This window comes from Bacillus sp. V59.32b, from assembly GCF_003429085.1.
In the GTDB taxonomy this organism is placed as follows: Bacteria; Bacillota; Bacilli; order Bacillales; family DSM-1321; genus Peribacillus.
In genome coordinates this window covers 1-11,405 of the sequence record NZ_QVTC01000091.1, presented here as the reverse complement: position 1 = coordinate 11,405, position 11,405 = coordinate 1, and the positions used below count along the sequence as shown (strand labels likewise).

Genomic DNA, 11,405 nt, shown 5'->3' with positions numbered 1-11,405 from the left:
GCCGGAGCTGGATTTGGCGGAGGCCAATCTAGTATGCAATCAGGCTTTGGAGGCGCTCAGAATATCATGCAGCCAGGTATTGCTGGAACTGATGCACAACAGGTGAGACAGGAAATCGCTAGAGATCTTCAAAATCAAGGCATGATGAACGGCGGAAGCATGTCTGCTGGAGCAAACGGAAGCAGCATGATGAACCAGGGCAGTTCCATGGGTTATATGCAATAATCCTACGCCCAAAATAATAGAACAATGACACCCCTCCAGTCAGGAGGGGTGTCATTGTAAATAAATAAGGACCTTCAAATGAAGCAAAATCGTGGGAGTTGAAGAAAAAGTGGACTTAGGAATCTTTATTATCAGACTGGTTGTTGGACTTTATTACGCAGCACATGGCTCTCAAAAATTATTTGGCTGGTTTGGCGGCGGCGGTCCTCAAGGGACAGGCGGATTTTTCGAACAAATTGGCATAAAACCCGGTAAAACGATGGCCCTTTTGGCTGGTTTAAGTGAGTTTGGTGGTGGTATCCTTTTTCTTTTAGGATTTCTTACACCGCTGGCAGCTATTTTAATTATTATCCCGATGATTGTCGCTATTGTGAAGGTTCATGCAAAAAATGGTTTGTTTTCCGACAATAGCGGTATTGAATATAACGTAGTTTTGATAGCTGTTGCATTAGGGATCTGGTTGACTGGTCCCGGAGCTATTTCATTGGATGCGGCAATTTTTGATTTGTATTGATTTAATTAGTTATAAGTGGGCAAAACCTGTTTAGCAAGAAATTGAAAAGCTAAAGCAGTAAATAGGCTTTAGCTTTTTTTCTGATTTTGTAAATGTTTAGTCCCCCATTCACCCATACTATCCAATATTGGAATGAAGCTTTTACCTGTAGAAGTTAACGAATATTCCACTTTCGGCGGGACTTCTTTATACACTTCCCTGTGTACCAGTTCATCTTGTTCTAACTCTCGTAATTGGCGGGTCAATATGCCTTTTGATATACCGGGTAACAGCCTTTGGAGTTCATTGAACCTTCTTGTTTGTTTACTTAAATGCCAAAGGATGATGATTTTCCATCTTCCCGCAATCATATTTTGTGTATGTGTAACAGGACAAATCCCTTCTTGGCCGGGGGGAAGTTCTCCTTGCAATATAATTCGAGCCATGAAAATTCCTCTCTCTCTTAACGGTACTATTTTTATGACTATGTCATAAAAATGTGCCTACTTTTAAAAAGTAACCTAATAACATAATATAAGATTATGCTTGAGAATTAAAGCAAGTAATTTTTAAAAACTTTAATTATCTAAATAAGAGGAGATGACTAACTTATGTCAAAAATTGTGATTACCGGAGCAACCGGTGAATTAGGTCAGCTTGTTGTCGGACACTTGCTTACTAAAGTGCCTGCCAGTGAAATAGCTGTCAGTGTGCGAAATCTTGAGAAAGCGTCCATGTTTGCCGACAAGGGAATTGAAGTCCGCTTTGGCGATTATGAGGATCCCGCGTCACTGGAAAAAGCTTTTGCCGGGGCTTCAAAGCTGCTTTTAATATCAACACCAGAAGATGACAGTGTAGCTCGGATTCGTAAGCATGTTGATGCGATTGAAGCGGCTAAGAAGGCAGGAGTAAAACATATCGCTTATACAGGATTCGCTTTTGCAGATAAAGGGGCTTTTCCTCCATTAGGCAATGTACATTTAGCAACTGAATATACTCTCCGTGCTTCAGGTGTTGCCTATACTATTTTACGAAACGCATTTTATCAAGAAGTGTTTGTCAATCCGGGCCTCCAAACGTTTATTGACAGCGGAGTGATCGTTACTTCAGCCGGGACTGGAAGGATTAACACGGTCACACGTGATGATTTGGCGTTAGCAGCCGCAACAGTGCTTGCAGAGGATGGACATGAAAACAAAGTCTATGATCTGGCGTCTTCCGAAACTTGGGGCTATGATGACTTGGCTCAAATTCTTTCCGATGTTTCCGGAAAAACAGTAACCCATCAATCCGTGACAGATTCAGAAGCTTTGGCCGGAATGATCGATGCCGGACTTCCTGAAGGGCTCGCCCAGTTCCAGGTTGCCCTTTACCAGACGATAGCAAGCGGAAAAGAAGGCAACACATCCACGGATTTGGAGAAACTGATCGGTAGAAAACCAACTACCATCCGTGAAAGTATCACAGAATTTTTGAAAAAGTAAATAATTTTTTAAGAAAGGGGGCCTGTTCGGCTCCCTTTTGACTTATTAATAGGTCTCTGTCGAAAAAATCAGAAAGGTTGTTTACTCAAATTGTAAACCAGCCTTTATTATTATCTTTGGAGTATAATATCCTTAATTAGAATTTTTCAGAAGATAAGGAGATTATAGCCTGTGAAAATCATTTTTCCGTTACTAGCGTTAGTCGGTGGAATGGCGGTTGCCTTTCAAGCTCAAATAAACGGTGGGCTGGGCAAGAAAGTGGGTGCGATAGAAGGATCTTTTATATCTTTTGTAATCGGCACTCTTGTCTTGTTCTTCGCCGTTTTGTTTTTGGGTAAGGGCAATATCCTGGCCGTTTCGAGCGTGCCAAAATGGCAATTGATTGGAGGGATATTGGGCGCTTTCTATGTGTTTGTCATGGTGCTTGTCGTTCCAAAAATCGGTGTCGCGCCAGCCATGGTAGCAGTCATTGCCGGACAAATTCTAATCGGGGCGATTATTGATCATTTCGGCCTATTAGGAGGCGTAAAAGTCCCCATTGACGTAAAGAAATTAACAGCAATCCTTTTGCTATTCGTTTCCCTGTACTTGTATAACCATAAATGAAGCAGAAATATTTAATGGAATATCACTCTTTAATAAAAAATTCCTTATCAAATCCTCCTTTAATTTTTCCACTTTAAACCGATAAATTAAAGATAGGATACAATTAAAGAGGAGATACAGCGATGGGAATTAAAGAATTAATAACGAAAATAAATAAGTCTGTTGATGAGCTTGATTTGGTTACTACAAGAAGGTACATCGAAGAGAATATGGATATACTCCAGGCAAACAGAAATCTGCTGAAAGGCAATGCGAGGGAATTGCTTCAGATTTTGACAAGCAACACTGAATCTGGTTATGTACCTTTAACAAGGGCAGAGATGGCGACAATCAGCGCAATTAATACGTATGCCGCAAAGTTTGATGTGCGATCCATTAAAGTTACAATCAAGGGAAAAGAACAATTGATATTAAGAAAAGATTTTGTAGATCAGTTAAGTGCCGATGCAAAAATCATTTTAGAAGGAATGGGAGCCATCCCAAAATAAGCTGTAAAAAGACAGGAATTTCGCTAATTCCTGTCTTTTATATGAGTTTATCCATTCTGGACCAATGCATGTTGGTAACAGCAGTCTCTGCTAACTCAAAAGTCGTCCGGTACGCTTGAAATTGCACATGGCGGTTCACTGCGTACAGTTTTTTTGGTGCAACCAGGAAAAGTGCCAATGATTCATTATATACGTATGTGTCAATCTGTTTAGCTTTTTGGATTAAATCGTCCGGGATGGTCTGAGCAGCCATTTTGGCGAATAATCGGTCAAATGTAGGTAAAGGTGGACCTGTACGATAGGAACCGTCAAATCCGAAAAACTCCCGATGGATAAATGCAGGTGTTCCTTCAGAAAAGCTAGCAAATACATCTGCAAGCATTATGTCCCAATTAGGGTGCAATTTCTTCTCTGCTGATACACGAAGCCAGCTGTTCTTGTTATACTCGGGGATCATTTTTATCTTTACGCCAATATCTAAAGTATTCTCTATATCATATCCAATCAATCTTGCTGCGTCAGTATATCTTTCAGTAGCGGCAATCTCCAATTTTCTGCCGGATGGCCAGCTGCCGGCTTCTTTAAATAATTGCCTCGCTTTGGCAGGATTATATGGCTTTGGCTCGAGGTCTTCTGGGAAATCCTTTGCCCACGAAGGTGTCATGGCGGCGATTGGATTTGCATAGCCCAAGAATCCTTTTTTTATTAAATGGTCCCGATTTACTGATAGATTGAATGCCTCCCTCAAACGCTTGTCATGAAAAGGAATATCTTTTACAAAAGGTTGAATGTGCCGGCCAGAACTTGGTTGGCATCCACGGCAATCAGTTTTGTATAAGAGGATGAAATGACTCGAGAGGAAGCGGAGGGAGCTACATCTGTGACGATATCCACTTGACCCTCTGATCGGATGCAAAGCTCTATAGCCTCTGCAGGGGATAGATCATTTCTGAACACAACACGCTGCAAACGCGGTCCCCGTTTTTTGTTCCAATAATGTGGATTGGCCTCCAAGCGTACATATGGCGTCCGGTCTTCGGCTTCGGTAAGCCAAGTACAAGCAAACGGCTTCTTGCTTATAATGGCAATCTGATTATCTATTGAAGAAAACCCTTCTGTTAATACAAATGGTGCGGTACCCCACGGGCCCGGAGCGTCAAGGACTCACCAATGACCTTCCCCACTTCCGTTACGGGCATATCCGAATCCAATAGAATTCCAAAAAAGCTCATTTCCGATATGAAAAGCGCGCATTTTACTGACAGCTAAACCATCAGGAGATGGAAAAATGAAATGAACCGTATCGTTATCAATTACTTCACACCGTGTATCCTCGTGGAAATTCAACCAGGTACCGGGTGGGTGCGGCGCTGTCCAACGCTGGAGTTCCTCAAAGTTTTCTTTCACATGTTTTGAGGTAAAGCGAGTTCCGTCATGAAAGAAAACATCTTTTCTCAATCGCAATTCAAGTGTATAAGGATTCAACCAATTTGCTTCTGTTGCTAATGATGGTATGATATTCCCTTGTGGATTGGCCCGAACTGGTTCCTCCATTGTGTTAAACAAAACAAAAAGCCAATTTAGCGGAGAAGGGTCAACTACATAAATCATCCCCGCAGGAATTTGATCCGGTACAGCATCGAGCTCATTCATTTCTTATCCTCCTTATTTCCGGGGTACCCGAGAGTATGCTTAACACCACATAAGCCTGCAGGAAAATAAGTCCGGCAGGCAGTTCTTTTTATAGATTGCTCATTAACCTTTTTAGAATTTTTTCATAATCATCTCTGTCAATGCCAGGAGCAAATTCTTCAGGCTTTTCTTCAAAGTCAGGAACAGGTGCTCCTTCCGGCATTCCGTCAATCACCCTTAATGGCTCGCCGGTTTCAGGATTCCTGCCTTTCCAAATCATGCTGATGTCTCGATACTCAGGTTCACCCCATGTGTAAAGAACATTGTACAAGCCTTGATCCATGAATTTTTTAGCCGCATCAAATTTGTAGTTATCAGGTCTTGGAACGGGCATCATTTTTCCGACATCAACGCCGGTCGCTACTTCAAGGGCTTTGGCATATGCGAGGATATGTGTGCCGCCGCGAACCAAGAGGTATCCTGTCAGTTCCCTTACGGTAGGGTTATCGGTCATTTCATAAACCCGCATTTTATGAGTCCGGGCGCCGATTTCCAACAGATAGTTAGCCAGTAAATCCGCAACTAAAACTCCTGTATTATTAACATACTCTCCGTTCCATGGCCTGCCCATCGAATCACCGGGATAAGCTGTTTGAGCAGTTGTCGTATAGTAGAGAGAATATCGTTTGTCTAAGCCCTCTTGCAGGGGTGCTGTGTCTGGATCTCCCGGATAAGTTTCTCCATATGATAGGAGATTAATCGTATTGGCGACGAGTTCCACATGCCCGAACTCTTCGGCAGTTATGCTTGCTACTAAATCATAAAACGGTTTTAATTTTTTCTTGCCCCGAAAGTTAAAGGATTGAAACATATAGTTATTCAGCGTCGACATTTCCCCGAATTTTCCGCCCATTAATTCTTGTACGTAAGACGCTGCATTCAAATCACCATGTTCTGGTCTTGGTAGCTCAATTTGGATTCTGTTGACGCGTTTAATCATGAAATCCCCCCGATATTTTAGGTTACGCCTACATCAATCACTATGTCGGGGGAAGTTTGTATTATTCCATTTTTAGTTTAGGATTAGGAACAACCCAGATGATTTGCTGGGTTCGAATGAAAAAAGAATTGCCTCCCATTTCAACGACAATATGATCCGGCTGTACATTCTTTAAGGTTCCTCGTACAGAACCGCGTGTTGTTTGAACGGCAACCTTTGCACCTACAATTGACGATAAAGTTTGAAAAACGTATGGATCACTCAGGTTCCAGGTAGTATCATTCATGTTAACCGCTCCCCTATATTTCTTTTGCTCGGTGCATTATATGACTGGGCTCCTGCATTGGGGATTTGTCTAGTTCAAATTCATGAAAAGGAATCAAGCCCCTGAGAATTAGAAAGCAAGAATTTGAATGTAATAATCCTTTTGTAATGATATAAATGAAGAGAAGGGGGAGGTGAAGGGATGCACACTTTCGATGAGGAATTACTTTGGGATGCTCTAAGATCCTTTGATAAAACCTATGACGGTGTCTTTTTTTATGCTGTGAAAAGCACGGGTATTTTTTGCAAGCCTTCCTGTAAATCAAGAACGCCGCTTAAAAGTAATGTGCGTTATTTTTCAATTTCTAGTTTGGCGATGGAAGAAGGGTTTCGCCCATGCAAACGGTGCAGGCCGGATTTAGTGCACCCTTATGAGGAAGCCGTCGTGGAAGCGGCTAAGACAATGATTGAACTCGAATACACTGCATCCATTACCCTGGATCGCCTTGCTATAAGCGTTGGGGTGAGCAAGTACCATCTTCAACGGGTATTTAAAAGAAAAACAGGCATTTCTCCATTGGAATATCTGACAGACAAAAGGATGTCGCAAGCAGTGAACTTGCTTTTGAATCATACCGATACAGTCACAGAAATTGCGCTTTCTATAGGATACAATAGCTCATCTCATTTCTCGGTTGCATTTAAAAACCATTTTGGCTGCTCTCCGACTGAATATAGAAATGAACATAAAGAAGAAATCCGCAATTGACATTCGATGGAGGTTTTCAGATGACATATACAACCTATTATGAATCACCCATTGGACTTCTTGAGATTAAAGGAACAGAAGAAGCGATCATATCGATTCTGTTTTGTGAAAACTGTGATGCAATGAAGGATGATACTCCCTTACTCAGGGAGTGCTGTACCCAAATAGATGAATATTTTAAAGGCTTGCGTAAAGAGTTTACATTCAAATATATGACGAATGGCACTGCCTTTCAAAATAAGGTATGGGCCGAATTAGGTGCAGTACCTTATGGGAAAACCGTTTCCTATAAAGAAATCGCCGTCTCTATCGGAAATGCTAAAGCAATCAGGGCAGTGGGTGCTGCCAATGGAAGGAATATGCTCATGATCGTCATTCCTTGCCATAGAATCATTGGCGTGAGCAGCGGCTTAACCGGCTATGCAGGAGGTTTGTGGAGGAAAGAGTGGCTGCTTCAGCATGAAGATCGTTTTCGCGAGTGAGTTGTCACACAAAAAACTGCACCTCCAATTGTTAGTTGTGTCTAACAATTGGGGTGCAGTTCAATTCTGCCTGTTTTTTGTGTGCGATAACATCTTACAGCTTATACGATCGTGTGAAAAAGTGGTAGATAATAATTTATTATCCAAGCCAGAAGGTTTATTATCCAAATCGGGTCATTTATTATCCAAACTAGTGAATTTATTATCCAAACCTAATCTGCACTACTCGATCACATTGCCTTCCGCGGGAATGGGATGTTCTTTTAACATCTTGGCGAAATGAATTAAGTTGTAGGCCATTATTTTCACATGCTGCATCGTAAATTCATTTTCGTATCCTTTCGCTTCAATGAAGGAAGGTCCGGGTCCTGCTTCCCCCACCCAATAGGTGTCGACATTTGGCGGGATGGTAAACCCGATATGCGATAAGGAATAAAGGACATAACGAGAGACGTTCTTGGCGCCGTCTTCATTTCCGGTGACGACAACACCGCCTACTTTGTTGTAATACATATATTGTCCCTTTTCATTGGTCAAGCTGCTGCCGCCATAAAGTCTCTCAATCGTTTGTGTAGCAATGCTGCTTTGTTCCCCGAGCCATATAGGCGATCCGATGATCAGGATGTCGGCTTCTTTCACTTTCTCAAAAATCTCCGGCCATTCATCTTTATCGCTGACAGCCTCGGCTGTAATTCCATAATCAATCGTATAATCGGCCATCGTTAAAACCTCTGTCGATACTCCATTATCCTCGAAAATGGTAATGGCTTCATTAATAAGCGCGCGTGTATTCGATACTTGCGGGCTTTTGTTTAACGTACAATTTAGCACAAGAGCCTTTAGGGTCATTGTCATTTCCACTCCTTCAATTGGTCTACCCTTTATCTTCCCTTTTGTTTATTCTGAAAAACTATAATTTGAAAAGGCCATGCCCTAGCAAAGCGGGCATGGCCAATAACTGCAACTATGAAACTTCTACATCTGCTTCCTCTACCGCCGGGACTTCGCCGCTCAATCGGCTGAGCGCCATTCCGATGCCGGTTCCCACAAGCGCTGGCACAATCCATTCCAATCCTACAGAAGAGAAAGGAAGGATATCACTCATAGTCTGAAGCGGTCCTAATTTCAATCCGAACGCGCCTAGTCCGTCCATCACGGCAAAGACACCGGTAAACAACATCGCACTGCCATATACTTTTTTAGAACCCTTAAAGTACCGGTTGAAGAATGTTAAGACGATTAACACGATGGTCAACGGATAAGCCGTAACAAGGAACGGTACAGATACTTTAAGGATTTGAGCCAAGCCCAGGTTCGAAAGCGTGAAGCCGACAAGGGTAACGGCGAGAACAACAGCTTTATAGCTTGCTTTTGGGATGAGGTTCGAAAAATACTGGCCGCACGCTGTGGTTAACCCGACAACGGTCGTGAAGCAAGCCAATGTGAAGATAAAACCAAGGAGTGTTGTCCCGCTTTGTCCCAATAATAGTGTAGCAGCAGCTGACAGGATTTCGGTTCCATCATCAAACGAACCGTTTGCCGCCATCTTGCCGCCAATCAATCCAAGGCTGATATATACCAATGAAAGCAGCACACCGGCGATTACTCCAGCTTTTAACGTATAATTTGTTAATTGCTTTCTGTTGCGTACGCCTCTTTGTTGAATGGAAGTCAATATGACGATTCCAAAGGCCAAAGCGGCCAGGGCATCCATTGTATTGTAGCCTTCGATAAAACCTTTGGAGAATGCTCCGGCTTCATATGCAGCAGTTGGTGATTGCAGTGGCGAATCTAATTTTACAAACCCCACGACACATAAGACGACCATTGCTAAAAGCAGGGCAGGGGTGATCCAACGTCCCATATACTTTTCCATTTTGGATGGGTTTAAACTGATGACAAATGAAAGGCCAAAGAATGCTGCTGTGAATAAAAGTAAGAATAAAGATGAGTTCATTGATTCGCCAAGGAAAGGTGTAACACCCATCTCATAAGCGACATTGGCGTTCCTCGGAATCGCCAGGAAAGGTCCAATGCTTAAATAAATAACAACCATAAAGATTGTGCTGAATATCGGATGGACACGGTTGCCGATTGTTTGAACGCCGCCCTTTACAAGTGAAACAGCCAGCAACACAGCGAATGGCAGCCCGACGCCGGTCAGGATAAATCCAGCCATTGCTAACCAATATGAAGTGCCGGATTCGGCTCCCAAAAAAGGCGGGAAGATTAGATTTCCTGCACCAAAAAACATCGAAAATAACATTAAGCCAATAAATAAAGTGTCCATTTTTCTCATTTGAATCTCTCCTTATATTATTATACAAAAACAAAAAAACCCGCCCCTGTGTACAGGGACGAGTTTATAGCTCGCGTTACCACCCTTATTCCGCAGCATCTATTAAAAAGACGCACGGCTCTCAGTCAACGTACAATCATACGTGCTCCAAAGTAACGGCGGAAAACCCGTCAAAGCCTACTGTAATTCAGCTTTGCATCTCAGAGATGATCTTCGGATAAGTCCTGGACACCGACTTTCACCAACACACCGGTTCTCTTTGGTACAGGGGTCTTATCTTACTCTTCTCGTCATTGATTTTTATTATTACAGATAATCTATCAGAGAAAAAAAGTTATGTCAATATATTTTGATAGTTTACATTATTCGATTATTATTAGCAGTATTGGTATAAAATGGACACTGTATTTATTTTGGATAAAGTATACACATTTTTAATTTGGATAGATATCTAGTTACAGCGCCCAGCCCCTCGGGTCATAAGTCAAACCACTGTTTTACTTTAGGAACTGCCTCCTCGCGGTTCGTCTTATGCCTGTCGGGGCTGACCAGGGCGCTTTCACTTTTCTTATATGTTAAGATGATTTATATGTAAATGGCTGTTAAAATGCAACTATATACAAAAATCGTGGAGGAGTATGAACGTGACACAACAGAATAAACTTGGATTGCTGGTTGATGTTGAAACGACAGGTTTAGGTCCGGCTAGTGATGAAATCATTGAACTGGCTGTGAAACAATTTTCCTTTCAACCGGATACTGGAGAAATTTTAGAGATTATAGATGAGGATTCTTTCTTAAGAGAACCCCTGTCGCAGACAGCAAGGAGAAACTATAATAATGCCTATCAAATCCACGGAATCCCTTTCGAATTAGTGGAAGGCAAAAGCTTTCTGGACGAAAAAATCAAAGCCTACTTTAATCAAACTGATGCTGTTTTTGCCCATAACGCCTCTTTTGACCGCAGTTTTCTCTACCATATGTATCCGGAAATAAATGATGCCAAATGGTATTGCACGATGAGAAATGTCCCGTGGAAAAGCTATGGCTTTGCGAATGGCAAGCTTCTAACGCTGCTGCAATCACATAATATAACCAATTACCAATCCCACAGAGCCATGGATGATATTACATACCTAATGGAATTGCTCAAACAAACCAATCCGCAGGGAGATCCTTATCTTAAAGAAGTACATGCATATGGCCATATGAGAAGATACCAGCCAGCAGCAAAACGAGAGGGCTGGAAGAAAAGAAAAGCTTAAATTTTGATATGTAGCTAAACAAGAGGTGAATCCCGTGTACCTTTCGATACAAGAAACAGCGGAATATTTATCGTTACCGGAAGCTTATACAGATGCCTTTTCCAAAATAGAATAGTGTTTGTTGTATTTGAAAATCCTAAAATATGTTTCTTTTTGTACCATTTTTGTAATAGGAGGATTAGAATACATGCTAAATAAACATTTTAATATAATAATTAGAATACTCCTTATGTCTATGCTGGGTATAAACAACAATTAACATTTTTTCGGTAGTTCCTTTATTACTGTGACTAATTGTATAATTGCAATTTCATTTATTATCTTGGCTTTTTTTAAGATAAAGGCTCTGTTAAACGATAATGTTGTTTTTGGGAAGGGAATCTGCGAGACTCCTGCGG

15 protein-coding genes, 1 pseudogene and 1 other annotated feature are annotated in these 11,405 nt (G+C 41.7%); of the genes and pseudogenes, 8 read left to right on the top strand and 8 right to left on the bottom strand.

Annotated elements, in window-relative coordinates:
* Positions 1-225, top strand: a pseudogene (locus D0463_RS17515) (hypothetical protein); the annotation flags it as partial.
* 91 nt (positions 226-316) lie between these two features.
* A complete protein-coding gene (locus D0463_RS17510; protein WP_254052847.1) occupies positions 317-739 on the top strand; it encodes a DoxX family protein in 423 nt (140 codons plus the stop codon).
* Positions 740-807: 68 nt separating this feature from the next.
* Here D0463_RS17510 and D0463_RS17505 read toward each other — a convergent pair whose 3' ends face one another.
* The gene (locus D0463_RS17505) at positions 808-1,164 is read right to left on the bottom strand and encodes a winged helix-turn-helix transcriptional regulator (RefSeq protein ID WP_117308656.1); all 357 of its coding nucleotides are present in this window, start codon (positions 1,162-1,164) and stop codon (positions 808-810) included.
* Between the two features lie 165 nt (positions 1,165-1,329).
* Here D0463_RS17505 and D0463_RS17500 point away from each other — a divergent pair, with 165 nt between their 5' ends.
* The 3 genes from D0463_RS17500 (at position 1,330) to D0463_RS17490 (ending at position 3,296) form a co-directional block, all read left to right on the top strand.
* A complete protein-coding gene (locus D0463_RS17500) occupies positions 1,330-2,202 on the top strand; it encodes an SDR family oxidoreductase (RefSeq protein ID WP_117308655.1) in 873 nt (290 codons plus the stop codon).
* A 171-nt stretch (positions 2,203-2,373) separates the two neighbouring features.
* Complete coding sequence (locus tag D0463_RS17495) at positions 2,374-2,808, top strand: DMT family transporter (protein WP_117308654.1); 435 nt, start codon at positions 2,374-2,376, stop codon at positions 2,806-2,808.
* 122 nt (positions 2,809-2,930) lie between these two features.
* The gene (locus tag D0463_RS17490) at positions 2,931-3,296 is read left to right on the top strand and encodes a hypothetical protein (RefSeq protein ID WP_117308653.1); all 366 of its coding nucleotides are present in this window, start codon (positions 2,931-2,933) and stop codon (positions 3,294-3,296) included.
* 37 nt (positions 3,297-3,333) lie between these two features.
* On the opposite strand, the gene D0463_RS17485 is transcribed toward D0463_RS17490, so the two are convergent.
* From D0463_RS17485 to D0463_RS17470, 5 genes are all read right to left on the bottom strand, one after another.
* On the bottom strand, positions 3,334-4,044 hold the full coding sequence (locus D0463_RS17485; protein WP_160118471.1) for an ABC transporter substrate-binding protein: 711 nt from the start codon (positions 4,042-4,044) through the stop codon (positions 3,334-3,336).
* Between the two features lie 26 nt (positions 4,045-4,070).
* On the bottom strand, positions 4,071-4,265 hold the full coding sequence (locus D0463_RS19520; RefSeq protein WP_160118470.1) for a hypothetical protein: 195 nt from the start codon (positions 4,263-4,265) through the stop codon (positions 4,071-4,073).
* A gap of 195 nt (positions 4,266-4,460) precedes the next feature.
* Complete coding sequence (locus D0463_RS17480; RefSeq protein WP_254052846.1) at positions 4,461-4,949, bottom strand: ABC transporter substrate-binding protein; 489 nt, start codon at positions 4,947-4,949, stop codon at positions 4,461-4,463.
* An 88-nt stretch (positions 4,950-5,037) separates the two neighbouring features.
* On the bottom strand, positions 5,038-5,928 hold the full coding sequence (locus D0463_RS17475) for a manganese catalase family protein (RefSeq protein WP_117308651.1): 891 nt from the start codon (positions 5,926-5,928) through the stop codon (positions 5,038-5,040).
* 61 nt (positions 5,929-5,989) lie between these two features.
* Positions 5,990-6,214: a YuzF family protein gene (locus D0463_RS17470; protein ID WP_117308650.1), complete on the bottom strand. Its 225-nt coding sequence runs from the start codon at positions 6,212-6,214 to the stop codon at positions 5,990-5,992.
* Between the two features lie 180 nt (positions 6,215-6,394).
* Here D0463_RS17470 and D0463_RS17465 point away from each other — a divergent pair, with 180 nt between their 5' ends.
* Positions 6,395-6,961 (top strand): bifunctional transcriptional activator/DNA repair enzyme AdaA, encoded by a 567-nt coding sequence (locus D0463_RS17465; RefSeq protein WP_117308649.1) that lies wholly within the window; start codon positions 6,395-6,397, stop codon positions 6,959-6,961.
* Between the two features lie 20 nt (positions 6,962-6,981).
* Positions 6,982-7,443: a methylated-DNA--[protein]-cysteine S-methyltransferase gene (locus D0463_RS17460; RefSeq protein ID WP_117308648.1), complete on the top strand. Its 462-nt coding sequence runs from the start codon at positions 6,982-6,984 to the stop codon at positions 7,441-7,443.
* Between the two features lie 222 nt (positions 7,444-7,665).
* Here D0463_RS17460 and D0463_RS17455 read toward each other — a convergent pair whose 3' ends face one another.
* Both D0463_RS17455 and brnQ read right to left on the bottom strand, forming a co-directional pair.
* Positions 7,666-8,292, bottom strand: a complete 627-nt coding sequence (locus D0463_RS17455) for a flavodoxin family protein (RefSeq protein ID WP_117308647.1) — start codon at positions 8,290-8,292, stop codon at positions 7,666-7,668.
* Between the two features lie 115 nt (positions 8,293-8,407).
* A complete protein-coding gene (gene brnQ, locus D0463_RS17450) occupies positions 8,408-9,742 on the bottom strand; it encodes a branched-chain amino acid transport system II carrier protein (protein WP_117308646.1) in 1,335 nt (444 codons plus the stop codon).
* Between the two features lie 51 nt (positions 9,743-9,793).
* Positions 9,794-10,045, bottom strand: a binding site (T-box leader).
* A 335-nt stretch (positions 10,046-10,380) separates the two neighbouring features.
* Between brnQ and D0463_RS17445 the strand changes: the two genes are divergently transcribed.
* On the top strand, positions 10,381-11,007 hold the full coding sequence (locus D0463_RS17445; RefSeq protein WP_254052845.1) for an exonuclease domain-containing protein: 627 nt from the start codon (positions 10,381-10,383) through the stop codon (positions 11,005-11,007).
* Positions 11,008-11,405 lie beyond the last annotated feature (398 nt).

What these genes read in the sequence shown, in the direction of transcription:
- D0463_RS17505 (WP_117308656.1), bottom strand. Translation starts at nt 1,164, where the DNA reads ATGGCTCGAATTATATTGCAAGGAGAACTTCCCCCCGGCCAAGAAGGG.
- D0463_RS17500 (WP_117308655.1), top strand. Translation starts at nt 1,330, where the DNA reads ATGTCAAAAATTGTGATTACCGGAGCAACCGGTGAATTAGGTCAGCTT.
- D0463_RS17490 (WP_117308653.1), top strand. Translation starts at nt 2,931, where the DNA reads ATGGGAATTAAAGAATTAATAACGAAAATAAATAAGTCTGTTGATGAG.
- D0463_RS17480 (WP_254052846.1), bottom strand. Translation starts at nt 4,949, where the DNA reads ATGAATGAGCTCGATGCTGTACCGGATCAAATTCCTGCGGGGATGATT.
- D0463_RS17475 (WP_117308651.1), bottom strand. Translation starts at nt 5,928, where the DNA reads ATGATTAAACGCGTCAACAGAATCCAAATTGAGCTACCAAGACCAGAA.
- D0463_RS17470 (WP_117308650.1), bottom strand. Translation starts at nt 6,214, where the DNA reads ATGAATGATACTACCTGGAACCTGAGTGATCCATACGTTTTTCAAACT.
- D0463_RS17465 (WP_117308649.1), top strand. Translation starts at nt 6,395, where the DNA reads ATGCACACTTTCGATGAGGAATTACTTTGGGATGCTCTAAGATCCTTT.
- D0463_RS17460 (WP_117308648.1), top strand. Translation starts at nt 6,982, where the DNA reads ATGACATATACAACCTATTATGAATCACCCATTGGACTTCTTGAGATT.
- D0463_RS17455 (WP_117308647.1), bottom strand. Translation starts at nt 8,292, where the DNA reads ATGACCCTAAAGGCTCTTGTGCTAAATTGTACGTTAAACAAAAGCCCG.
- brnQ (WP_117308646.1), bottom strand. Translation starts at nt 9,742, where the DNA reads ATGAGAAAAATGGACACTTTATTTATTGGCTTAATGTTATTTTCGATG.
- D0463_RS17445 (WP_254052845.1), top strand. Translation starts at nt 10,381, where the DNA reads ATGAACGTGACACAACAGAATAAACTTGGATTGCTGGTTGATGTTGAA.